General features: G+C 51.7%; 12 protein-coding genes. All 12 read left to right on the forward strand.

What is annotated here, in order from left to right; translation table 11 throughout:
* Positions 1–61: 61 nt before the first annotated feature.
* Complete coding sequence (locus BLQ16_RS03245; protein ID WP_091791317.1) at positions 62–595, forward strand: flavodoxin family protein; 534 nt, start codon at positions 62–64, stop codon at positions 593–595.
* Between the two features lie 15 nt (positions 596–610).
* Positions 611–7855, forward strand: a complete 7245-nt coding sequence (locus BLQ16_RS03250) for an S-layer homology domain-containing protein (protein WP_091791318.1) — start codon at positions 611–613, stop codon at positions 7853–7855.
* 25 nt (positions 7856–7880) lie between these two features.
* Entirely contained in the window at positions 7881–14237 is a 6357-nt protein-coding gene (locus tag BLQ16_RS03255) for a S8 family serine peptidase (RefSeq protein WP_091791319.1), read from the forward strand.
* 19 nt (positions 14238–14256) lie between these two features.
* Positions 14257–15126 carry a copper amine oxidase N-terminal domain-containing protein gene (locus BLQ16_RS03260; RefSeq protein WP_091791320.1) on the forward strand — a complete coding sequence of 290 codons (870 nt, stop codon included), beginning with the start codon at positions 14257–14259 and terminating at the stop codon, positions 15124–15126.
* 175 nt (positions 15127–15301) lie between these two features.
* Positions 15302–17836: a ribonucleoside-diphosphate reductase subunit alpha gene (locus BLQ16_RS03265; protein WP_091791321.1), complete on the forward strand. Its 2535-nt coding sequence runs from the start codon at positions 15302–15304 to the stop codon at positions 17834–17836.
* Between the two features lie 27 nt (positions 17837–17863).
* A complete protein-coding gene (locus tag BLQ16_RS03270) occupies positions 17864–18904 on the forward strand; it encodes a ribonucleotide-diphosphate reductase subunit beta (RefSeq protein WP_091791322.1) in 1041 nt (346 codons plus the stop codon).
* 123 nt (positions 18905–19027) lie between these two features.
* Positions 19028–20245 carry a CynX/NimT family MFS transporter gene (locus tag BLQ16_RS03275; RefSeq protein WP_091791323.1) on the forward strand — a complete coding sequence of 406 codons (1218 nt, stop codon included), beginning with the start codon at positions 19028–19030 and terminating at the stop codon, positions 20243–20245.
* A 14-nt stretch (positions 20246–20259) separates the two neighbouring features.
* Complete coding sequence (locus BLQ16_RS03280; protein ID WP_242868940.1) at positions 20260–22014, forward strand: hypothetical protein; 1755 nt, start codon at positions 20260–20262, stop codon at positions 22012–22014.
* Between the two features lie 134 nt (positions 22015–22148).
* Positions 22149–22484, forward strand: a complete 336-nt coding sequence (locus BLQ16_RS03285) for a YbjQ family protein (protein ID WP_091791324.1) — start codon at positions 22149–22151, stop codon at positions 22482–22484.
* A gap of 1 nt (position 22485) precedes the next feature.
* A complete protein-coding gene (locus BLQ16_RS03290) occupies positions 22486–23226 on the forward strand; it encodes an ABC transporter ATP-binding protein (protein ID WP_091791325.1) in 741 nt (246 codons plus the stop codon).
* A complete protein-coding gene (locus tag BLQ16_RS03295; RefSeq protein ID WP_091791326.1) occupies positions 23223–24845 on the forward strand; it encodes a hypothetical protein in 1623 nt (540 codons plus the stop codon). Before BLQ16_RS03290 ends, BLQ16_RS03295 begins: the two co-directional genes overlap by 4 nt.
* A gap of 19 nt (positions 24846–24864) precedes the next feature.
* Positions 24865–25362 (forward strand): NUDIX hydrolase, encoded by a 498-nt coding sequence (locus BLQ16_RS03300; RefSeq protein WP_091791327.1) that lies wholly within the window; start codon positions 24865–24867, stop codon positions 25360–25362.
* The last annotated feature ends 61 nt before the right edge of the window (positions 25363–25423 follow it).

Below are 25423 nucleotides of genomic sequence, written 5' to 3' on the forward strand. Positions count from 1 at the left end.
ACCGTAACAAAACGGTTTAAATTCATAGACATAAAAAATACATTAAATATTAGGAGAATGAATGATGAAAGGACTTATCGCCTACTCTTCCCTAACCGGGAATACGAAAACATTAGCTGAAAAATTAGCCGTTGGATTAGCCGAACTCGGTGACTGGACGCTTGTCGATATCAAAAAGGGCGCATCTGCTCAAGGGTATGATTGCGTTTTGGCTGGTGGATGGATTGACCGCGCCTGGCCTGATAAAGTGGCCAAGCAATGGATTCAAGCTCTGCCTAAGGAAATCCCCTGTGGAATTTTTGTGACCATGGGGGCTGAGCCGTCAAGTGAACATGGTGACCGAGTACGGGCTAATTTAGACAGCCTTTTAGAGTGTTTTAAAGTTTCTTTGGATAAGGCTGTTTTACCAGGCCTGGTTGACCCTGTTCTTTTAGAGCGGGTCCGGAAGATGCCGGCACAGGCTTTGGGGGAAAACGGAGAAAGCATTAGGGAACAAATGGTGGCGGCCGGAGAAAGGTCCCGGGTGGCTACTGAAGAGGAATATGAAGAGGCTGTAGCTGCTTTTCGCAAGACGATACAGGATAAAATTTCCTAAGAAAGGGGTTTTAGAATGAAACGATTGATTGCGACCCTGCTGATGATTTGTATGCTTCTAACCATGTTGCCGGTCATGCCTGCACAAGCGGCCGGTAAGCGGCCGGAAGCACCGGCAGGGGTCACCTTTAAGATTGTAAACAATACCTTAGAGATTGGTTTTGAAGATGATCCTTTAACTAAAGAAGAAAAAGATTGGCTGGCCGATATCGTTGATATTGAAATAAACGGTTTTCATTACCGGGAAGTTGGGCATTCGGATACGATCCCCAATCAGGCTTTTGAGAGAGTGGAAGAAGAGGATGAGACAGTGAGTTCGATCCAAATTTCCAACCACAATCTCAGCCTGCCCAGTAATGATATTAAAATTTTAGCGCCTAACTACCAGGCTTATACCACGACCTATAGTCGGCCGGAGATTGAAAAAATGACCGACGGCTTGAGCATTATCGGTGTTGCTTTGGGTCACGCCGGCGATGAGCACTTACAGAGTGACGGTATGTCCATCAATTTGCGCTATGATTATAACAGCTCGGAAAACGGGGCCTTAAATACCCTGATGACCTGCGGCCTAAAGAGTGTGACCATTGACGGTAAAACCTTCAGTGTCCGGGATGCCCAAGACGGCCGGCAAAGCTTTTTCTTACGCGAAACAGTCCTGTCGGCCTGGGATAAAACCCCGGATGGTAAGTTGATCGTAGACCATTTTAAAAAGCATGACAAACACCAGGTCATTATGACCTTCAACGATGACAGCAGTGTTAAATACGAAGATAAGGGCTATCAAGATCCGAATAAAGAGTCGGAAAAAGAAGAAGATCCCCCCTCAGGAGCGGTGGATAAAAATACCGGGGGCATGGCTGCCGGCTGGGAGTTTGTAAAATTCGAGCAAGCTGCTAATGATTGGAACGGGGCTCGGATGGCCAGCGACATCCCCCAAGACCAATGGTACAAAAAGTACGTTGAAAATATCCGCTATGTGCTTATCGATGATAGCCAGCTGGCTGATAAACAAGAAAAACCCGGTGATATTACCCTGCAAGGGGAAGTGCTGGCTTTTGCCGTCTATGGCCGGGTCTTTAACAATGACCCCCATAAAATGGTTATCGGCTTTAAAGATGGCAGTACCCTTACCCATATTGATGCGGGCTATGAAGGGCCCCAAAAACCCTTCGACATCGATAAGTATCTAAAAGAAAACCCCACCCGCAAGGAAGAAGCGGCCAAGCCCGCAACCGGGGAAGTCTCTAAAAAATATGTCATTGAAAGCGCTGACTTTGTCAAGGGCTACGGGGACCCGGAGCTGGTGGTTAAATTTAAGAATGTCGAGCATAGGCTCCTTATTGAGGACATGCAGTCCTTTACCGTGAACGGCAAGACTTATGACAATAGCAACCTATGGACTCTTTCCTGGAAGGGGATGATCTGCAATGACCAGAGTGTGATTCACCTCCTGTACGGGAAAGATCAATTAGACTTGACCTTCCTTTGGAAAGACGGGTCCCACACCACGATTATCAAGAAAATCACCCCGGTGACCGATCCCAAAGGCCCTCAAAAGCCTGAAAAACCGGCTGAACCGGAACTTTCTAACGAAGAACAAGTCTTAAGCGATGACGATGAAACCGTGCAGGTAACGGCACCGGCCGGCGCCCTTCCCAAGGATGTCTCCTTAAGCCTTACAGAAAGATCAAGTCAAGAAGTGGCAGACCTGTCACCGGCCTATGGCAAGATCATTGCAGATAAGAAAAACGTCTCTGCCTTTGATATTTCCCTTTACAGTAACAATCAAAAGGTGCAACCTAAAAAACCGGTTAAGGTCAGCTTGCCCCTGGGCAGTCATGATAAAGACAGCCTGGCGGTCTACCACCTTAAGGCTGATGGCCAATCCGGGCCGGTCAAAGCCCAAGTGGAGAATGGCCGGGTAATCTTTACGGCTGACAGTTTTTCCATTTATCTCTTAACCAGCGGCAAAAAAGAAAAGGAAAAACCTGCCGTTGACCAGAAAAAAATGGCTGACCAGCTGGCTATTACCGGTCTACAAGAAAAAATGAACTGGATGGGCGAATTAGATTCTGTCGTCCTCCAGTGCAAGGATATCGAAAAGAAATCCACTGAAGAAAGAACTAAACTGGCAGCTAGTCTTAAAGCAGCTACTTGGACGGTGAACGGCGAGACCTTTACCAACCAAGAAATTGGCTATACCCAGGGTGGATTAACCGGCTACGAAGTCTACGGTTTCAATGCGGATTTGATAACAGCTTACAAAAAACAAAAACCGGCCGCTGTAAAAATCACCTTTACTGACGGCAGCAGCTGGGATAACGGGGTTCAATTCAATAACGAGAGCAGCAAAAAAGACTATGCTCTGACAGCTAAGTTGCCGGATGGCGACTATACCCTGACTTTCGCTGCTAGCAAGCCGGACGGCAGCCCCAGCATGATGGCCGGTTTCTTAGATAAGAAGGCAAAATTAACCGTTGCCGGCAATCAAAAAACCGTCACCTTCTTAATCACTTCTAATGCTAACTTGCTCTTAGACTTTGCCTGCAGCGAGAAAGGAAAAGAGCAATTTGTATCAGCAAAAGATGAGGTCTACGGTAAAGCGTCAGATAACTGCAAGACCTATACCGTCCCGGTAGAGGCCCTGGATAAAAAATACCAACTGGCCATTTTAAACGCCATGATGAATGGTCAGAATTCTGATAAAGGCAACTACACCAAGTACACCAAGGTGGACCTTTCTTTTACTCCACCGGTCATCAAGGGCTGGACCGGCTTTAATAAAGCTGAAAACCCGGCCTTTGACCAAGGGAAAAATGATGACAACCTCAGATTAAAACTCATTGCCGCCGGGGTAGATACCAACGGCGATGGGAAGATTTCTAAAGAAGAACTGCAAAATGCCCGTGGTAAGTTGGATTTGAGCAATGAAAAAATCGGCCCCAGCCCGGATGTTTCCATCTTAAAAGATCTGGGCCCCAATGTTAGCGAGCTTTACCTGGATGCCAACGGCATTGAATCTTTGCCGGACGGTTTCTTTGATCATATGACGGGCCTTGGTCAGGTCAGCCTAAGCGGAAATAAGCTCACTGCCCTGCCCAAGAACACCTTTGCTAAAAATAAAAATTTGCACACCGTGTGGATGGAAGGAAATGAACTGACAGAGCTGGCGGCCGATCTCTTTGCCAACAACCCGGAACTGAAAGAAGTAGCCATTTCTCGGAATAAGATTGACCGCCTGCCTGAGGGCTTCTTCAACAAGAACAGCAAACTGAAGGTCTTTTATGCCAGCGGAAACCAAATTAGCCGGATTGAAGAGGGAACCTTCGGTGAGATGAGACGGCTGACTAAGCTGGATCTGTCCGATAACCGCTTGACCGAGCTGCCGGCTGACTTTAATCATTTCGCTCAACTGGAAGAACTCAGCCTGGCCAATAACCGCCTGACCAGTCTCCCTGACGGGATAAGCAAGTTTGGCCGTCTTTACAAGCTGAATATCAGCAATAACCAAATCAAAGATATTAACGAAAAAATATGGCAGAAAATGGCTCGCAACAGTTCGAATTACAGGACTAAATATCCCAACCTGGATGTAAGCGGTAATTTACTGACGGATATTCCCTTTGATAAGATGTTGGCGCAAAAACCGGCATTTAATAAATTTGACGTCAGCCGCAACTATTTGCCGGCCAGCCTCAGCCAAGATCAAGTAGATAAGCTCTCTAAACTGGGGATTCACATTGGCAGCGGCATGGAAAACCTTTACCAGCCCCAGCTCAGTGCTATGAAGGCCAGTTTACAGGCAGATAAAGGAGAAATCACCCTAAACCAAGACCTGGATATGTTGCAAATGGCCTTTTGGGAGATTAAAGATTTCCATACCTGGGACAGCTTCCTGTCTCCGGAAGCCTACCTGACTTTCCTCAAGGATAAAATATACAAGAGCCATAATATCACCACCATCAATGACCACCTGGGGATTGCCCAAATCTTAGATAAAATGAATTTTGACTGGCAAATCCGCACCGTCATTGAGAAAAAAGAGGGGGACAGCTACCGGGAAATCAGCAATGAGTTCCTGGAAAATGAAGGGCATAACGGGACCCTGAGCGATGTAGACCCCTTAGATGACTACCGACTGACCTTTAAAGATCCGGATATGAAGGCCGGTGACTGCTACCGGCTGACTCGGACTCTGCAAATGAAGAGCAACCAGAGTGACTATAAGCCGGTCTTCCGCTATTCCCTGGAAGCCAAGGCAAAGAGTGCTGTGGCAGAGAAAAAGGACACGGCTTGGGAAGTTCCTGCTGAGCTCTGGAAGGCTGATAAAGACGAGCCCTCCATGGCTGCAAGTATCCTCGGCCATAAGGCCCTTGTAAGCAAAACAGATGAGGGCTATAAAGTTCAATTAACCTTTACGCCCTTAACCATAGGCAGCATCACCGGTTACTTGCAAGCGCTGGAAGTCTATGAAAGCAAAGATGACCAGACCCTGGGTAAGGCTCGGGCCCTGCCCTTAAAAGATGTAAAAAGCAATGAGCGCGGGATGATCGCTGCCAGCTTTATGACTGCAGACAAGCCTCAAGATATTTACTATTTGACTGTGACTTATACCATCGGGTCTGTTCCGGCAAACCGGTCTGCTTTAGCTGTGCCCGGAAAAGCATCTACCAGTACAGATCCGGTCCGTTTACGCCTGAATTGGAAAGAGGCCAAAGCAGTCACGGTTGCTGAGACCGATCCGGAGAAAGAAGACGCCAAGACCGCTTTGGACAAGGCGATTAAAGCCGCTCAAGCTAAACTGGCTGATGGCAAGACCTACACCGATGCCAGTAAGGCCGCTGTAGAAAAAGCGCTTACCGATGCCCAAGCCGCCCTGGATAAAGATACCGCCACTATGCAAGCCGCTACCGCTGCCCTGAATAAGGCCGTGACCAGTTTAGAAGAAAAAGCCGTTGATCAGGTCGAGACCGTGCCGATTAAGGTTTTTAAGGCAAATGAAGATAAGGAGTCTATGTCTTCCAAGGCAGTTATTCCGGAAGCTAAGGTCCAAAAAGTAGCAGAAGGTTGGCAGGTTGATGTTAGCTTCCAACCGATGAAGGTCATGGGTCTTACGGGGCATCTGGAAAAGGCTTATGTCTATGACAAGCTTGAAGATATGAAGGCCAAAAAAGCCAAAGACCTTCGCAAGGGTGTAGAAGTTATCGATAGGTATACTGAAAAAGATAAAGACTATCCGAAAACCATTCGTTTTATCAGTAAGGACAAACCGAAAGTTATCGGCCTTTGCGTGGTTGTTGATATGATGAGAGCTATGGGAGGAGACGGAGAAGCTGACCTGCGTTTGATTTTTGACTGGCCTGAAGAAAAACCGGCAGTTGATCAAGACAAAGAAGCCGCCAAGGCCGCTTTGGATAAGGCTATTAAAGCTGCTCAAGATAAACTGACTGACGGTAAGACCTACACCGATGCCAGCAAATCAGTCCTAGACAAAGCCTTAACTGAGGCCAAAGCTGCCCTGGATAAAGACACCGCCGATATGCAAACCGCTACCGCTGCCCTGAATAAGGCCGTAGCCGACTTAAAAGAAAAACCGGTAGTTGATAAAGACAAGGAAGCCGCCAAGGCAGCATTGACCAAGGCCATCGACCAAGCTAAGGCCAAACTGGCTGACGGTAAGACCTACACCGATGCCAGCAAATCAGTCCTAGACAAAGCCTTAACTGAGGCCAAAGCCGCTCTGGATAAAGACACCGCCGCTATGCAAGCCGCTACCGCTGCCCTAAATAAGGCCGTAGCCGACTTAAAAGAAAAACCGGTAGTTGATAAAGACAAAGAAGCCGCCAAGGCCGCTTTGACCAAGGCCATCGACCAAGCTAAGGCAAAACTGGCTGATGGCAAGACGTACACCGATGACAGCCGAGCAGCTGTTCAAGCAGCTCTTGCAAAAGCTCAGACTGCTCTGAATAGGGATACGGTTGAGATGAAGGAGGCCATCGAGGCCTTGAATCGGGCTGTGGCCAAGTTGCAAAGGGTTACCAAGAGCGAGCCGGAAGAAAAAGAATTCACAGTTAAGGCCTTTATCCGACATGCGTCAAAGGACGCTTACTCCATGGCCAACAAGGCCTTTTATCCTCAGGTAGAGGTCCTGGAAAAAGATGGCGAAGTCAGCTATACCCTTTACTTTAAATCATTAAGTGTCATGGGACAGCAAGGACGTATCACTGCCGTTACGGTAGACGGACAAGAGGCGGAACAAGTAACCGGCCGTGACAGCGAGTACAGCATCGGTTATCGCTTTACCCGTAACCGGCTTAAAGAGGATGAGATTAAGCTAAGCTTTAATGTTGATATGATGGCCGGTATGACACAGGATGCCATTTTAGTCTTGGATTGGTCGGGCAGCACATTGAAACCGAAGAAAGGCGCTGGTGATGCGGGCCTGCAGGCTGAAGAAGGCAAGAATTTTGCTGACAAAGAATTGAAAGCTTTGCTGGATAAGGCAGAAAAGCTGATGAAAGAGGACAAGTATTCGGCTAAAGACTTGGCAGCTTTAAAGAGGGCCCTTAAAGACGGCAAGGAAGCCAAAGATGAAGCAACGGCTAAACGGGCTAAAAAGGCCCTTATTGAGGCCATGGATGCCTTGAAAAAAGATCAAGTTCAACAAGAAGAAGCGCCGGAACAAGCTGGCAATAAGGCCTTTAGCCTGACTCAACCGACAGCCGGCTATATCAGCGGTTATCCCAATGGGACCTTCCAGCCAGCATCTTCCGTTAGTCGGGCAGAAGCAGCTGCTATGTTGGCAAAATTTGTAGTTGTGAATAAGCCGGTCAAGGCATCGGTTAAAGACCTTCCAGCCGACAGATGGTATAGCGAAAGCATGAAGACCCTGATATCTGCCGGTCTCTTAAGCGGTTATGAAGATGGGACCGTCCGTCCGGACCGGACCATGACCCGGGCTGAAATGATTGCCATGATTGTCAGAATGAAATCTCTGGCCTCTCAGCCGGCTACTTATACGGATTTGTCCGTCGGACACTGGGCTTATCAGATGATTGGTAGTGCTCAGGCTGCCGGCATTGTTTCCGGTTACCCGGATGGCTCCTTTAAACCGGACCAAGAGGTCAGTCGGGCAGAAATGGTGGCTATGATTAACCGCGCTTTTGCCTATGAAGGCAGCGGCGGCGACCGGACCTTTACCGACCTGGCACCGGATCACTGGGCTTACCAAGATATTCAAAAAGCCGCTCGTGCTTAAAAACCTTGATTAAGAAGGAGAGCATATGAAAAGAAAACTGACAAGTCTTGTACTTGTGGCTGCGCTTGTGGCATCGGCTGTGCCGGTGCCACCGGCGGCAGCGGCCGGTGCAGACAGTCCGGCCCTGGCTTCATTAAATGAGCAGCTGGATGGTCACTTTAAGAAAAATGATCAAATTACCCTTTTGGTAGCTTTGGAAGATAAGACTATCCACCAGGGACAAAGCAGTGTGCCGATAGAAAAACGTAGGGACGCAGCAGAAATGCAGGAGCAGATGGACTATGCTCAGGCGGCCCGGGAAGATTTTTACAAGGAGATGGACCAAGCCGGCATTCGCTATAAGGTGGAAGGCACCTATGATATTGCCTTTACCGGGGCGGCTTTGGATGTAAAGGTGGCTGATGCTAAGAAAATAGCAGATCTCAAGGGGGTTAAGCACGTTGAAGCAGCCCTCTTGCGCCAAACGTCTACCCTAAGCCGACCCAATATGGCTTGGCGGCAAGACCTGTCCAGCAATAAAATGGTGGAAGCCGACCTGGCCCAAGCAAACAGCTACAATGGGGAAGGGGCCTTGATTGCCGTGATTGACTCGGGCTGTGACCCCTACCATGAGGCCATGAAGCTGACATCTCCCTCAAGCGCTCACTTTAAAAATGCCCAAGACATACAAAAATGCATTACAGAAAAGAAATTAGCACCGGGGGCTTATTTCTCCGCTAAAATTCCTTTCGGTTACAATTATGCCAACCGTAGCACCTCGATTAAGGAAGCTGATCCGCTTGGCATGAGCCACGGGATGCACGTGGCCGGGATTATTGCCGGTAACAGCGACAAGCTGAAAGGCGTTGCCCCGGAGGCCCAATTGGCCGTTATGCGGGTTTTCGGCGGAGGGCTTTTTGGCCAAGGGACCAATGCGGAACTTTATACCAAGGCTTTGGAAGATGCCGTTAAAATGGGTGTCGATGCGGTTAATATCAGTATCGGTTCGCCGGCCGGCTCGGAAAGTAATGTGGCCCCGGTGACCACGGAAGCCTTAAGACATGCCCAAGAAATGGGGATAGTGGTTTCCATTGCTGCCGGTAACAACGGCTTTTACGGCAAGGATGCCGGTCAAGACAACCGGCCCAGCGCGGATAATCCGGACTACGGCCTTTTGGCCGACCCGGCGGTCGCTCCCTATTCCATGGCAGTAGCAGCGGTGCAAAATATGCAGCTGGCCACCAAGGGCCTTCGAATTATCAATGATAACCGGACCCTCCACCACCAGCCCAATAAGATTGGCACTTTAGCGACCGGCCAGATTACCCTGGTAGATGCGGGCTACGGCCATGCGGATGAATTTCAAAAAGTCACTGAAAAGGGGTATTATGCCCTGATTCAGCGGGGGTCGGCTGATCCGGATGAGCAATTTGACTTCCGTAGTAAGATTGAAAACGCTGAAAAGGCCGGCTATGAGGGGGTTATTATGTTTGATAATGAACCTGATGCCCCCCTCTTTATCTTAGAAGCTCCGGGTACTAAGATCCCGGCAACACTTATCAACAATGCTGACGGACTTTATCTGAAAGACAAAATCAAGGAAAGTGGAGGTAAGGTCACTGTTTCCTTTGACCAAGACTTTGTCTTTGCCGATCAGCCTGGCGGGGGAGAGCTCTCTGATTTTTCCAGCTGGGGCATGACCCCGGCAGGCAACTTAAAACCGGATATTTCCGCCCCTGGCGGCGGCATTTTCTCTGCCTATAATGACAGCCAGTACGGAAATATGGATGGGACTTCCATGGCTGCCCCTCATGTGGCCGGCGGATTAGCCCTGGTTAAACAGCGGGTAGAAAAAGACTTTCCCCAAGTCCGGGGAGAAGAAAAATACCGGCTGGTAAAAAATCTTCTCATGAGTACCGCCACCCCCCATAAGTCGACAGAGACCAACGCCTACACCTCTCCCCGTCAGCAGGGGGCTGGATTGATGCAGATCAACCGAGCCCTCCATGCCAAGGCCGTTATTGAAGGGACTGGGGAAATTAATTCCATTAACATCGGGACCGATTTACAGACCAATGACGTCACTGTTCCCTTTGCCATCCATAACTATGGGGACAGCCCCTTGACCTTTACGGTGTACGGGCATTTAAATACCGACAGTGTCAAGAACGGTAAAATGGTCTTGACTCCCCGCTTTTTGGCAGAAAGTGATTCACAAGAGGTCACCGTGCCTGCAGGCCAAACGGTGTCGGTCAGTATTCGCATGAGCGTGCCGGAAGATATAGACCTGGCCGCAGAAATGGCCAAGGGTTATTTCTTAGAAGGCTTTGTCTTTGCTGAAAGCAAGGATCCATCCACCCCTAAACTGGGCGCGCCCTTTGTCGGTTTCCATGGCAGCTATAAGAACTTGAAAATCCTGGAACCCTCTATTTACGACATGATCAAAGCCGGCAAACGCCCCTATTACTATCATATGGGTAAGGGAGACGGTGGCGCCTTCTATACTCATTTGGGGGCCAAGCTGGGTGAAAAAGAAGTGGTTTTAGGTCAGCTGCCTAACTCCAGCTATGATGCGCCCGGCTTTGAGGCAGACAAGATTGCCTTTTCGCCCAATGGGGACGGGGCTGCCGATACCGCCCTTTTCTATGGGACCTTCCTCCGTAATTACAAGGGGTTGGAACTCACCGTTCGTGAAAATAACGGGCAAGGGGATATTATTTACCAGGTGAAGAATCCCGATGACCAGGGCATTAAGAACTTCTACCTCCACCCGAATTTCGGCATTGTGCCAGCACAGAATATGACCACCACCAAGGGCCACTGGTCCTGGGATGGGACCGATGGAGCCGGCCGGTCCTTGCCGGATGGCCACTATGACCTGGCTGTCCAGACTTGGGGTGAGGGGATGGACCTAAAGGCTCCCGGCCAAAGCCTTCATTTTCCGGTCGTCTTAGACCGGACCTATCCCCGGATTACCAAGGCCGCTTTTGACAGCGACCGGTCTCACTATAGGATTAGTGCTTTGCTTGAAGAAGGCTCCGGTCTGAGAGACCTTTATATCCAAGACGGGGAAAAGAAAATCTATCCTCAAGTTGAGGGCCAAGGCTACAGCTTTGACCTGGCCGGATTGGATATAAATCGGGCAAAAGTGGTTGCCAGTGACTATGCTTACAATACTGTTACCCTGCCTTTGGCCAAGGCCGAAAGGAAGGGCAATGAAAGAAGTGTAATTGTTAACGGCTTGGCCGGTGATAAGGCCATGCCTCAGGGCAGCTTTAACTGGCAGATTCAAAGTCCTGACGGACAAGCGGAAGATGCGCAAAACTTAAGCGTTGGCAAGCACGTCTTAGTGATTACCGATATAGATGCCCAGTATCGCTTGATTGGCGAGAAAACCATTCCTTTTGAAATCACTGAAGGCGACCTGCAAAAAACACTGACGGTTTCTTTTGAAACACTTTTTACCAATGAAGTGCTTATTACGGTAACGAATACCGATAAGGCTGGGGTCAGCCTTATTATTGAAGACCTGGATAATAAGCGAACCTTTATACCCAAGACCGATAACGGTCAAGACTATAAGATCGGCCTGCCGGAAGGTCACTACCGGATCGGCCTTTCCGGTTTGGATGAAAACTATTACGCCCGGGTTAAGGGCGGTGAAGACTTTGAAGTTCGCGGCCGGAACGGGGTATTCAAGTCCTTGATCATTGAAAAGAAACAAGAAAAAACCATTCCGGTAAAAATTAAGCGGAATGGCTATGAAGGGTCCTTTACCCTGAAATTGGTAGGTCAAGACCTGATGAAAACTGAGCAGCGGGTTGAATTTGCGGCCGGTGAAACAGAAAAAGAAGCGCGCTTGAGCTTTATTCCCTCAGACCTGTCTCTGCAGCTGATGGAAGACGGCCACTATGTGATTCGCAGTCCCAAAAATTGGTCTCCCAGCTCATCCGATAAGGGTCTGGAAGTGACCCTTAAGGCTATTAAGGATATAGCGCCTGGCTATGTTGACCGGACGGCCCTCCGGCAAGTCGTTGAAAAAGCCAGAGAAGTGGTCAATAACCGGGCAGAGTATGAACCGGATAAGACGTCCTGGGGTTATATTGACCTGTACCTGCCCATGGCAGAGCAAACCCTCATTGATGAAACAGCCAACCAAGAAACCATTGATAAGGTTTGCCGAAACCTGGAAGAAGGCTTAGCTAACTTGCGTAAATTAGGCGAATCTCAATTTAAACTGGGTCGCTTGGAGGCGCTGGTAGATCAAGCCGACCGGCTGACAGCTGATGACTACACCGCAGACAGCTGGCAGCAGCTCCAAGAGGCCTTGCAAGAAGGCAAGGATATGTTGGCGAAACCGGATGCAGAGCGGAGCCAGGGAGATGTTGATATTCGGGCAGATGGGCTTGAAAAGGCCTTAGGGGAACTCGTTCGCAAAGACGGACAAAAACTGGTGGATAAGTCGGCCCTGGAAAAGGCAGTGGCTGATTGCCAGGAACTGGACGAATTTGCTTATACCCCGGACAGTTGGCGGCCACTTCAAAAGGCTTTAGAAGAGGGCCAGGCCCTCCTGGATAAGGGCTTCCCGGACCAAAAAGACCTTGACGCAGCCGTCGAGGCTATTGAAAAAGCCAAAAGTCAATTAAAATTAGCCAGACAAGAACCAGAAAAATCCCCGGTTGACAAGGACAAATTAGCAGCAGCCATTACAGCTGCTCAGGCGGAAAAAGAAAGCGACTATCCGGAATCGGCCTGGCAGGACTTTGCGGCAGCTTTAAAAGCGGCTGAAGAGGTTTTGACGGACCAGAAAGCCGATCAAGAAAAAGTTAACCAGGCTTGCCAAAATCTCCAGCAGGCCCAAAAAGACCTGGCCGAGAAAAAAGCGGCTGCCCTACGGGAAGCAGCCATTGGCGAATTAAGTAAGGTCCTGGCTCAAGCAGAGGGCTTGAGAGCAAGCGATTATACAGCTGAGTCTTGGGCGCCCTTTGTAGAGGCCCGTAGTGCTGCCAAAGCTCTCTTGGAAGACCATGACGCGGCCGATGAAGCCTTAAAAGATATGGCCCAACGGTTAACCGCGGCTATAGAAGCCCTGAGTCCGGTAGAAGAAAAACCGGCCCCCCTGACCAAGGCACAAGAATGGGACGCTATGGTTAAAGCTCTGCCGGAAGCCGAGCAAATCACGCTGGATGACGGCGCACGCTTAAAGGCTATTCAACGAGCTTATGAAGCACTGGGCTCGGATGACCAGGCACAAGTGACGGAAAAAGAAAACTTTACGGCGCGGCAGGTGGCTTATCAGGCCCTGCTTGATCATCAGGCAGCCGACCGCGTCCTGGCGGCTATCGATCAGCTGCCGGCGGCTGATAAGGTCAGCTTAGCAGATGGCAAGACCATTGCCGGCGTCCGGGCTGCCTACGATGGTTTAAGTCAGGTGCAACAAGCCCTTATCCCTGCGGATAAGCTGGTTATACTGCAAGCAGCTGAGCAGGTCCTAAAAGACTTACAGGCCACCGCAGCCGTGGATAAGACGGCCCTTAAAAAGGCGCTGGATGCCTACCGGGCTAGTCAAGCAGAAGACTATACAAAGGATAGTTTTGCCCGTTATAAGAAGGCCTATCAAAAGGCCAAGGCTGTCTATGAAAGCACAGATGCCGGTCAAGCTGATGTGGATAAGGCCTTAAATGACTTGCAAGGGGCTCGAAGAAACTTGGAAGAAAAGCAAAGCTCTTCTTCCGGCGGTAGCCATTACTATGCGCCGCCTAAGCCGGCGACCAAGCCCTTGCAGATGCCCCAAAAAGATCAACCGACCCAAGAAGTCAAGCCGGTCCCCCAACCTGCACCAGAAAAACCGGCTGGGAAGTCTGCATTAAGAATGGCCGGTTATCCGGACGGCACTTTCCGACCGGATCAGGCAATGACTCGGGCAGAAATGGCCGGACTTTTATCCCGGCTCTTACCGGCTGGCAGCCAGGCAGTCTTTAGCGATATTCCGGCCGATGCTTGGTATAAAGATGCTGCAGGGAGTCTGGTTCAGGCAGGCCTTGTAGCCGGCTATCCGGACGGGAGCTTCCGGGGCAACCAGGCCATTACTCGGGCAGAATTTGTTACCATCGTAGTCAAATGGCAGAAGCTTAGCCCTGCTTCCGGCAGTCAATTTCAAGACGTGGCCGGAGATCACTGGGCCCATTCGTCTATCGGTGCAGCTGCTGCCGCCGGTTGGGTCAAGGGCTTGCCGGGAAACCGGTTTGCACCGGATGCCCCCTTGACCCGGGCTCAAGCAGTGGTTATCTTAAACAGGGTTCTGCAGGTATCCACTGAAAAAGGCCAGCTGGCACAACCCCTATTTACCGACTTAGGTCCGAGTCACTGGGCCTATGCCGATATCATGTCCGCCCACGCTTAAGAAATAGAAAGGAAAAAATATGAATTTAATTAAACAAATGACCGCCGTCGGCTTGGCTTTGGCTTTTTTAGCAACCCCAGTTGCAGCCTTTGCCGATACCAGCTATCAGTTGCCTGTGCAAATGCAAAAGGCGGACGGCAGTGGCCAAGTTTCGGTAGGCAATGGAGCCTTAAAGCAAATTGCTGAGGTTACAGTGAAGGATAATGGCCACACCGACTATACTGTTTATGTTCGTCCGATCCAAATGCAAGGCTTAACCGGCCACTTGACCAAGCTCTTTATCTATCAGGGCAAAGATAAGGTGGAAGCCCGGGAAGTTGCTCACTCAGGAGAATACAATAAGGCTCTCTCCTTTAGCAGAGAAAAGGCTAGAGAAAGCAGCATCAAGGGAGCTGTTTGGGTAGACGCTATGGATGAACTGGCCGGTGGCGGAGCCGGAGCCGGGGAACAGGATGCCATTCTCCAGTTTGATTGGCAGAAGGCTAAAGAAGTTGCCAAGACCTCGTCGGCCTCTGGAAAAGTGCAACCGGTGGGTACCGACCCCATCCAGGTCTTTGTCAAAGGGCAAAAGCTCAGCTTTGACAGTCAGCCGGTGATTCAAAACAGTCGGACCTTGGTGCCCCTTCGGGCCATCTTTGAAGCTTTGGGTGCCACTGTTCAATGGGATAATGCCAGCCGGACAGTGACTGCGCAAAAAGATGGCCATAAGATCGGCCTGACCATCGGTAAGTCCCAAGCTACTGTTGACGGTCAGATCAAGACTCTGGATGTTCCCGCCAGCATTCAAAACGGAAGGACCCTGGTACCGCTCCGCTTTATTGGGGAAGCCTTTGGCAACCAAGTGAACTATGAAAAAGTTGCCGGCATTGCCGTTATCGATATTCGATAGGTCTATAAATATAAAAAGAATCGCTTTGTCAAGGGCGATTCTTTTTTATGTCTTGCTATTTACATTTTGAGGCGTGCAAAATTTAGGCGGGGGGTATATTATAGTTAATATGAGTCGCTAAGGCAGTCTGATTGGCGACTTGTTTTCTACCATATATAGTCTAGGAGGTTGACTTTTGAATATAACAAAACGAACCGGGTTGGTGGAGCCTTATCGGCGGGCCAAAATTTCACGGGTGATTGAGCTGGCCTTTGCCAGCGTTGACAGCCCCTTGGCCGACGAGGAACGCGATGCGATGACCTTGGCGATTGAAGAGGAATTGCTGCGTGAAAAGGGTGCCGGCCAGCCCCTACATGTAGAAGATATTCAGGATTTGGTTGAAAAAACCTTAATCGAACGCAATTATTATAAGGAAGTTAAGAGCTTTATCCTGTACCGGGAGGACCGGAAGCGCAAGCGCCGGGTGCGGAACCGCATTGCGGGGGATTTTTCTGAGCTGGTGGGCTTTGAGCAGGCCCTTAAGGAAATTCAGCGGGACTTTCCTGATCCGCCCTATGGTTTGGATTATTTGGATATGAAGTTCCGGTCCTTTTACAAAGCAGGCATGACCTTAAAGGAACGGCTGCATTTTTTGATTAAGGCTGCGGTGGAACTGGCCACTTCTGAGGCGCCACGGTGGGAATTTATTGCCGCCCGGCTGTATTTTATTGATTTTGACCGCCAATTGGCCCAGCACATGAAGTCCTTCGGGGTGGATAATTTTTATGAAAAGCTGGAGTACCTGACGGACCAGGGGCTGTACGGGAGCTATATTTTACAGCAGTACAGCCGGGAAGAAATTGAGCGGGCTTATGGGTTCATTGATCCGGCGCGAAATAAGAAGATCAATTATTCCGGTCTGGACCTGCTCATCAAGCGGTATGTGATCCGGACGCACAGCGGTGAGCCGGTGGAAAGCGTCCAGGAAATGTTCTTGGGCATTGCCCTTCATTTGGCCATGAATGAGCAGCCGGAAGCGCGCCTGGACTGGGTGCGTCGCTTTTACGATATGCTGTCTCAGCTCCAGGTGACCATGGCCACCCCGACCATGGCCAATGCCCGCAAGCCGCACCACCAGCTGTCCAGTTGCTTTATCGACACAGTGCCGGATTCCTTGGACGGGATTTACCGGTCCATTGATAATTTTGCCAAGGTGTCCAAGTTTGGCGGCGGCATGGGGCTTTACTTTGGTAAGGTACGGGCCCGCGGGTCGTCCATTCGGGGCTTTGAAGGGGCTGCCGGTGGCGTGATTCGCTGGATTCGCCTGGCCAATGATACGGCGGTTGCGGTGGACCAATTGGGCGTCCGTCAAGGGGCGGTGGCGGTCTACTTAGACGTGTGGCATAAGGACTTGCCGGAGTTCCTCGGCTTGCGCACCAATAATGGGGATGACCGGCTGAAGGCGCATGATGTGTTCCCGGCGGTCTGTTATCCGGATTATTTTTGGGAGCAGGCCCGGGACAACATTGAAGGGGACTGGTACCTCATGTGCCCCCATGAAATCCAGTCGGTTAAGGGCTATGCCCTGGAAGATTCCTACGGGGATGAATGGCGGGAAAAATACCTGGACTGTGTGGCGGACCATCGGATTTCCAAACGGATCCTGCCCATTAAGGACATTATTCGCCTAATCATTAAGAGCAGCGTGGAAACAGGGACGCCCTTTGCCTTTAACCGGGATACGGTCAACCGGGCCAATCCAAACAAGCACAAGGGGATGATTTATTGCTCCAACCTGTGCACGGAAATTGCCCAGAATATGAGCGCCATTGCCCTCCAGGACCAGCGGGTTGAAAGCCTTGACGGCGAAGACGTGGTGGTGACCGTCACCAAGCCGGGTGAATTTGTGGTCTGTAACTTGGCCAGCTTGTCCCTGGGGCATATTGATGTGGACGATGATGCGGCCCTGCAATATATCACGGAAAGTGCCGTCCGGGCCCTGGACAACATCATTGACTTGAACTTCTTCCCCCTGCCCTATGCCAAAATCAACAACCGGAAGTATCGGCCGGTTGGGCTGGGTGTGAGCGGCTATCATCACATGCTTGCCAAGCACCAGATCGCCTGGGAAAGCGATGCCCACCTGCAATTTGTGGATGATGTCTTTGAACGGATTAATTATGCGGCCATTTCCGCCAGCGCGACCATTGCGGCGGAAAAAGGCGCTTACACTTATTTTGAGGGCAGCGACTGGCAGACCGGCGCCTACTTTAGCCAACGGGGCTATACGGATGAGCGTTGGCAGGCCCTGGCGGATAAGGTGGCGACCACCGGTTTGCGCAATGCCTACCTGATGGCGGTGGCGCCCACCTCCAGTACGTCCATTATTGCGGCCACCACTGCCGGCGTAGACCCGATTATGAATCGATTCTTCCTGGAAGAGAAAAAAGACGGGCTCATGCCGCGGGTGGCTCCGGAATTGTCCGAGGCCAATTTCTGGTTCTATAAAAATGCCCACCTCATCGATCAAAGTTACAGCGTCAAAGCCTCCGGCATCCGCCAGCGGCATATTGACCAGGCTCAGAGCATGAATCTGTACATCACCAATGACTACACCTTCCGCAAGGTCCTGGGCCTGTATATCCTGGCCTGGGAAAGCGGGGTAAAAACCATCTATTACATCCGCTCTAAAAGTTTGGAAGTGGAAGAGTGTGAAGTCTGCTCTTCTTAGGAGAGGGACAAGACAAAGGAGGCCCTTATGCGAATCGAAAAACGGCCGATTTTTAACCCGAGTGGCGATACGGATGTTGCCAAGCGGCGGATGATCGGCGGCAGCACCACGAACATCAACGACTTTAACAACATGCGTTACGACTGGGTCAGCGGCTGGTATCGTCAGGCCATGAATAACTTTTGGGTACCGGAAGAAATCAACTTGGCCCAGGATGTCAAGGATTACCCTCACCTGCCGGCGGCAGAACGGCGCGCTTACGATAAAATCTTATCCTTTTTGATCTTCCTGGACTCGGTACAAACGTCCAACCTGCCGAACATCAGCGCCTATATCACCGCCAATGAAGTGAACCTGTGCCTGTCCATTCAGATTTTCCAGGAAGCGGTTCACAGCCAGAGCTATTCCTACATGCTCGATACCATTTGCGAGCCGCAGCAGCGCAACGACATTCTCTACCAATGGAAGGATGACGAGCACCTCCTGCGCCGCAACACCTTCATCGGCAAGATCTACAACGATTTTCAGGAAGACCCCAATGATTTGAACTTTATGCGGGCCATTATGGGCAACTATATCCTGGAGGGCATCTACTTTTACAGCGGCTTTATGTTTTTCTATAATTTGGGCCGCAACAACCGGATGCCCGGGTCTGTCCAGGAAATTCGCTACATCAACCGCGATGAAAACACCCACCTCTGGTTGTTCCGCAATATTATCAAGGCCTTGCGGGAAGAAGAGCCGCAGCTCTTCACCCCGGATAAGGAGGCCCTCTACCGTGACATGCTGAAAGAGGGCTGTGAACAGGAAATCGCCTGGGGTCAATACGCCATCGGCGATGATGTGGAAGGCCTGACCGGCGAGATGGTGACGGACTACATCCGCTTTTTGGGCAACCAACGGGCGGATAACCTTGGCCTGCCGCGGCTGTATGACGGCTACGATGTCGAGCCGCCGTCCATGAGCTGGGTCAGCCAGTATTCCAACGCCAATTTGATTAAAACGGACTTTTTTGAAGCCCGGTCCACGGCCTATGCCAAGTCTTCAGCCCTGGTGGATGACCTGTAAGCCCTAGCCGGTGCCAATAAAGCCTCTTCGGAGGCTTTTTTAGCTTTCGCCTTTCTATGCTATAATGGACAAGACCCCGCCGATGGGGTCGGTAATAACTGAACAAAGAAGAAGGATAAGTTGATGAATAAGAAACGTTTTTTACTGGGGGCCGGCATTTTAGTAACCGCCCTTTCCATGCGGATGCCGATTACGGCATCGGGTGCGCTCACCGGGATTGTGCGGGCGGACTTGCAGATGAGTGCGGCCCAGGCCGGTCTTTTAACGACGCTGGTGGTCCTGGTCTTTGCCGGGGTTTCACCTTTTGTGGGCGGCTTGAGCGATCGCTTTGGGATGAACCGCGTCTTACTCGGCGGTTGTGCTCTTATTGTTTGCGGACAGGTGCTGCGGGTGACTGGCGGTTGGCAGCTGCTTTTCTTGGGCACCGGGGTGCTGGCCTTCGGCATTACGACGGCCAATGTTCTTATGCCGCCCTTGGTCCGGTATGGCTTTCCGCAGGCCGTTGGCCTGTGGACAAGCGCCTATCTATCGCTGATGAATTTTGCCAACAGCATAGCGTCAGGCCTCACCCTGCCCTTGGCCGGGCGGTCGGGCTGGTCCTGGCGGTCGGCCATGCTGGTCTGGGTGGTCTTTGGCCTGGTGGCGCTGGTGATTTGGCTCCTGCTGGCGAAAAAACCCATGGCCGCGCAGCGGTCTCTACAGGCGAGCGAACCGGCAAGAAGGTCAAGGAGTGGGCGGTCACTTTTAAAAGAACCGGTGGTCCGGGTAGTGATGGTCTTTATGGGCTTTCAATCCATGATTTTTTACAGTTTCATTACCTGGATGCCCACCCTGCTCTTAGACCGGGGGCTGGATTCAGGCCAAGTTGGGCTGCTGGTTTTTCTATTTCAAATTTGGAGCATTCCCGCTTCTTTTGTGACGCCGATTCTGGCCGGACGGATGGCAGACCAGCGCCTTTTGGCAGGCTTATCCGGTTTCTTTTATGCCGCCGGCTTTGGACTCTTGTTCCTCCTGCCTGGGGCGCCCATGCCGCTCTTGATTGGCATTATGTTCTTCACGGGCTTGAGCAACGGGATGACGATTTCCATGGCCATGTTGCTTTTTAATGTCCGCACGCCGGATGTGGCCACAGCAGCCCGGTTATCGGGCTTGGCCCAGTCTGCCGGCTACCTGATGGCGGGCATTGGCCCGGTGGCAATTGGCGGTGTCTATGACCGCTTCGGCTCCTGGCAATGGCCCCTGCTCTTCCTTACGGCTGCCGCGGTTGTGGTGGTGGTGGCCGGCTACTTGGCTGGTCGGGACCGGCTGGTGGCCCCTGTGTATGAAGCGACCGACGAATGAAATGAGGTTATTTGATGAAAAAACTTTCTCTGCCGGGACGTATTTTGCTTTTTGTGGCAACTGTAGCGGTGAGCTGGTATGCATGGCTGCCGCCGCTTCACCTTCAGTCAACGCAATTTTGGTTTTACCTGCTGGCCTTGGCGCTTATTGGGGCCTTTCTCTTTGTCGGCGGGACCCAGGTGCGGGAAAAAACCATCCGCTATATGGGCTTTGAGCGGACCGTTAAATCGCGGATGCCGTCTAAAAAGCTTTTCCGGATTTTGCTGATCATCGGAGCAGCTGTGGCGGCGGTGGTGGTCATCGGCTTTTTAAGCTCAACGCAAATTTTACACGCCGGCAAATATGCCCATATCCTTAATAAAGAAAATGAAAACTTTACGGAAAAAGTGGTCCAGTTGCCACCGGAACGGATTCCGACCGTTGACCGGGACACGGCCATTCGCCTGGGCAACCGGAAGATGGGTGAAGTGGTGGACCTGGTCAGCCAATTTACGGTGAGCGACCAATACACCCAGATCAACTACCAGGACGACCCGGTGCGGGTATCGCCCTTGCGCTACGCCAGTGTGGTCAAGTGGCTGATGAATACCCGTGAGGGCATTCCCTACTATATGCGGGTGAATATGATTGACGGCCAGACCGACTTGGTCAAGAGCGACAAGCCTCTGCGCTACAGCAAAAGCGAGCATTTTAACCGCTATATTACACGGCACTTGCGGCTGCAATACCCCCTCAAGCTCTTTTACAACTCCAATTTTGAAGTGGACGAAAAAGGAGTCCCCTATTGGATCACCCCGGTTTACCGGATGAGCGTGGGCCTTTTCGGCGGGCCGGATGTGAAAGAGGTCATTGTGACCAATGCCCAAGACGGCCGGTCAAAAGTTTATGACGTGAAGCAGTCGCCAAACTGGATTGACTGTGTGTATGAAGCCCCCCTGATCATCAACCAGATCAATTGGAACGGTAAATATCAGCGCGGGTTCATCAATTCGGTCATCGGGCAAAAGGGCGTTCTGCGCGCCACAGAAGGCTATAATTACCTGGCGCTCAATGATGATGTTTTTCTCTACACAGGGATTACATCGGTCAGTTCCGATGATTCGAACATCGGCTTTGTGCTGGTGAACATGCGGACCAAGGAATGCGTCTTTTATAGCGTGGCATCGGCTGAAGAATTTTCCGCCATGGGCTCTGCTGAAGGGGCGGTCCAGGAGAAACAATACAAGGCCACCTTCCCCCTCTTGATCAACATGGGCGACCGGCCGACCTACTTCCTCTCCCTGAAAGACGAAGCCGGGCTAATTAAAATGTACGCCTTTATCGATGCAGAAAACTACCAGCACGTGGTTACTTCCAGCAATGTGGCCGAAGCCTATAAGACCTACGCAGCCCAGCAAAATATTCAAACCGAACCGGGCACCGCCAGTAAAAGTAAGCGGGTGACCGGGAAGGTAACGGACATTCAAAGCGTGGTCATTGAGGGCAACAGCGTCTTTTACTTCCTCTTGGAAGGGGATGAAACGGTTTACACCGCCCAGGCCAGTATTTCTGAGCAATTGCCCTTCCTGCGTGCCGGTGATGACGTCACCTTAAGCGTCAGCGGTGCCGGCAAAACTTGCCGGGTAACGGCCTTAGACCGGGGCCTTGTTGCCAAGGCAGACCAGACCCAGCCGGAAGCGACAGCGGAGAAGGATCAATCGAAGCAAGCGGCCGCTAAAGCGCCCAAAAAAGCCGCCGCTGTAGCAAAAAAGGCCGGCTCTGCAGCCTGAGTGGTAGAGGACAAGTTCATACACCTATCCCTGTCGGATTTCACCGGCAGGGATTTTTCTTGCAATTGTATTTGTTGGATAGTACAATAAAAACGATGAAACAATGATTGTGATTGAATAAGGAGGAATGAAAAATGCTGATTTTAACCACCCCCCTACCGAATGGTTTGGATTCTGATGTTGCCGAGGTCCTTGGCCCGGTCATCGGTGAAGCGGTCGTCGGGATGCACCTGGGTAAAGACATTACGGCCGGCTTGCGGGATATTTTCGGCGGTCGGTCGGCCAGCTATGAGCAAGAATTGAACGCTGCCTACCAGGATGTGATCCAAGAAGTGGAGCAGCGCGCAGAGGCCATGGGAGCCGATGCGGTCATCGGGCTGGACTTTTCCCTGACCACCATGGGGACAGGCAGTATGCTGGCCGTTGGCGCCTGCGGGACGGCGGTCACCTTGCGCAAGAAAGAGGGCTGAGATGGTTCGGTTTGAGGGCGTGACCAAGCGGTATGGGGACAAGACGGCGCTGGACCAGCTGGACCTGGACATCCGGGACGGCGAGATCTTTGGCCTGATCGGTCATAACGGGGCCGGTAAGTCGACCACCATCAAATGTCTGACCAGTGTCATCGCACCGGATGCCGGGCGCATTACGGTGGGCGGCCTGGATTTGGCAGACCGGCGCAATGATGTGAAAAAGATGATCGGTTATGTTCCCGATTCACCGGATATGTTTCTGAAATCCACCGCGGTGACCTACTGGGCCTTTATCGCGAAAATTTTCGACCTGCCGGATGCGGTGCGGGACCGGCGCATTGAGGACCTGTGCAAGCTCTTTGAGCTGGGCGATGAACGCTACCGGGCCATTGAAGGCTTTTCCCACGGGATGCGGCAGAAGGTTTTCGTGATTGGGGCGCTTTTGCCTGAGCCGGCGGTCTGGGTCCTGGATGAGCCGCTGACCGGCCTGGACCCGCAGAGTGCCTTTAATTTGAAAGAAATGATGCGCCGGCATACGGCAGAGGGGCATACGGTCCTGTTTTCCACCCATGTTCTGGCGGTGGCGGAAGAACTGTGTGATCGGATCGGTATTTTGCGCCATGGCCGGTTGATTTTTGTCGGTACGATGGATGAACTGCGGGCGGCCCATCCGGGCGACAGCCTGGAGGCCATCTACCTGCGGCTGGTGGCCTCGGCTGATGAAGGGATGGCGGCCGTATGACCTTCCGTTGGGCTTATTTTAAAGAACTCTTGCGGTTTAACCTGGTCTTTGCCAACACGGCCCTGGCCGGCAAGCTGCAGGAGAAGCAGGCTGAAAAGTTGAAAGCCAATCCGAATGCCTTGACCGGGATGCTGGTGCGAAAAACCTTTATCCTGCCCTTTCTCTTCATTTTTATCATTTATTCCGTGCTTTTTATCGGCGTGGATTTTGCCGCCCTGCCCATGTACCTGGACCTCCTCGTCCTGGTCATGCTGATGGTGCCGATTTTACAAAGCTTTACGACCTTTTATAACTTGTTCTATGAAAGCGCCGATACGGCTGCCTATATGCCATTGCCGGTCTATCCGCAGGAGCTCTTTTTGGCCCGGTTGCTGGTGGCCGGCATGAGCGGGTACATGTTTTTAAGCCCGATGGTCACGTATTTTGCGCTTTTTTATTGGCGGAACGGGTTCAGCTGGCCGGTCATCGTCATCGGCCCCCTGTTGTGGACCCTGGTCCTCTTCTTACTCTACATGGTTTTAAACGTGGCCATTTTACAAGGCTTGGTGAAAACCGCCCTCTTCAGCCGGATGAGCACCCGCTTTTTAACCTTCACCAATGTGGCCGCCCAAGCCCTTGCGGTCATTGCCCTGGTGCTTTGTATTTGGACCTTGCAGGGGCTGATAGACATTGAGCAGACCAAGCTTGTCTCCCGGCCCGGCCCCTTGTCCGGCCTCCTCCTTTCCCACTGGCAGTGGCCGGCTTGGGCCCTGGTCTTTGCCGGCCTGGTTTTACTGGCCCTTTGGATTTACCGGCATGTGGCGGTGCATTATTACGATAGCCTGTTTGGCGTGGACCAAGTTAAGAAGACCCAGCGAAAGGCGCCGCGCCGTGACCTTTTGCAAAGGCGGTCAAATGAGGGCCTGGGCCGGATGTTGTGGCGCTACAACTGGCAATTGCTGGACGATGTGACCCTGGTGTCCCAGACCCTGGTGACCCCTGTTATCCTGCCGGTCTTTCTCTTTTTGCCACAGGCCTTCACCGGCAGTCGCTTGCCGGCGCCTTTTTATCGGGAACCGGGGTTGATGCTTTTGCTGGGCCTCTTGGTCGGTTTAGGCCTTGGGGCCATGGTCAACATCATGGGTACCTCTCTGGCGGCCTACATCGTTTCAATGGACCGGGAAAATTTTGCCTATATTTGTGCCTTGCCGATTGATATGACCCGGTACTTAAAAGAAAAATGGCGGTTTGCAACGGTCGTGTCCGGGGCCTTGCCCAGCCTGGTGCTGGTGGGCCTTGCGGCCTGGTCCGGCATCTGGCCGGCCCTGCCACCGGCCCTGCTGGTCTTTTGGCTGATCCACATGCTGGCGGATGCCAACTGGCTGCTGTATGATTTGACCCACTTGAACACCGGTTGGCAAAGTGCCACAGATTTGATGAACCGAATGCCGCGCGGGCTGATGATGACCCTGATGTTTGTTGGCTTTGCCGGCGCCTTCGGTGGGGTTGCCGGACTGGCGGCCCTGGGGTATTTTAAAGGGGCAGACTTGGCCCTGGCGGTCACAGGGGCGGTTATTGTGCTGGCCCTAGCGGCCTTGTGCCTGGCCTTTCAGATGCGGCGGAAGGCGGTGCGTTTTTAGACAGTAGGAAGGGGTATTCATGAAACTGACGACCTTGTGTTACTTGAGGTATGAGGACGATGTGCTCATGCTCTTTCGGGACAAAAAAGAAAACGATGTGAACCATGGCAAGTGGATTGGTATCGGGGGAAAATTTTTGCCGGATGAAAGCCCGGACGAATGCGCCTTGCGTGAAATTCAGGAAGAAACCGGCTTGGTGGCGGAGACGCTCATCTACCGGGGCGTGGTGACCTTTTGCTATGACGAGGCGCCGGCAGAGTATATGCACGTTTACAGCGGCACGGTCAAGACCCGGACGGTGACCGCCTGTGATGAAGGGACCCTGCGTTGGGTGCCGGAAGAGGAAGTGCCTGATTTGGCCCTCTGGCCAGGTGACCGCCTCTTCTTGCCCTTGGCCCTGGATGAGGAGGCCCCGGCCTTTTCCATGAAGTTGGTCTACCAAAATGATCTGCTCGTCCAGGCGGCCCTCAACGGGCAGCCACTTAAAATTTCCGCCGTACAGGGCCTTTTTGCCTGATTGGCGGAGCAAAAAAGTAAAAAAATTCCCCGCTGGGAAAAATTTTCCGGCGGGGAATTTT

Origin of the sequence: Peptococcus niger, assembly GCF_900101835.1 — a bacterium.
GTDB classification, from domain to species: domain Bacteria; phylum Bacillota; class Peptococcia; order Peptococcales; family Peptococcaceae; genus Peptococcus; species Peptococcus niger.

Bases quoted from the DNA above. Each gene is read 5' to 3' on its own strand.
- BLQ16_RS03250 (WP_091791318.1), top strand. From the start codon at position 611: ATGAAACGATTGATTGCGACCCTGCTGATGATTTGTATGCTTCTAACC.
- BLQ16_RS03280 (WP_242868940.1), top strand. From the start codon at position 20,260: ATGAAAAAACTTTCTCTGCCGGGACGTATTTTGCTTTTTGTGGCAACT.
- BLQ16_RS03300 (WP_091791327.1), top strand. From the start codon at position 24,865: ATGAAACTGACGACCTTGTGTTACTTGAGGTATGAGGACGATGTGCTC.
- BLQ16_RS03275 (WP_091791323.1), top strand. From the start codon at position 19,028: ATGAATAAGAAACGTTTTTTACTGGGGGCCGGCATTTTAGTAACCGCC.
- BLQ16_RS03255 (WP_091791319.1), top strand. From the start codon at position 7,881: ATGAAAAGAAAACTGACAAGTCTTGTACTTGTGGCTGCGCTTGTGGCA.
- BLQ16_RS03295 (WP_091791326.1), top strand. From the start codon at position 23,223: ATGACCTTCCGTTGGGCTTATTTTAAAGAACTCTTGCGGTTTAACCTG.
- BLQ16_RS03260 (WP_091791320.1), top strand. From the start codon at position 14,257: ATGAATTTAATTAAACAAATGACCGCCGTCGGCTTGGCTTTGGCTTTT.
- BLQ16_RS03285 (WP_091791324.1), top strand. From the start codon at position 22,149: ATGCTGATTTTAACCACCCCCCTACCGAATGGTTTGGATTCTGATGTT.
- BLQ16_RS03290 (WP_091791325.1), top strand. From the start codon at position 22,486: ATGGTTCGGTTTGAGGGCGTGACCAAGCGGTATGGGGACAAGACGGCG.
- BLQ16_RS03245 (WP_091791317.1), top strand. From the start codon at position 62: ATGATGAAAGGACTTATCGCCTACTCTTCCCTAACCGGGAATACGAAA.
- BLQ16_RS03270 (WP_091791322.1), top strand. From the start codon at position 17,864: ATGCGAATCGAAAAACGGCCGATTTTTAACCCGAGTGGCGATACGGAT.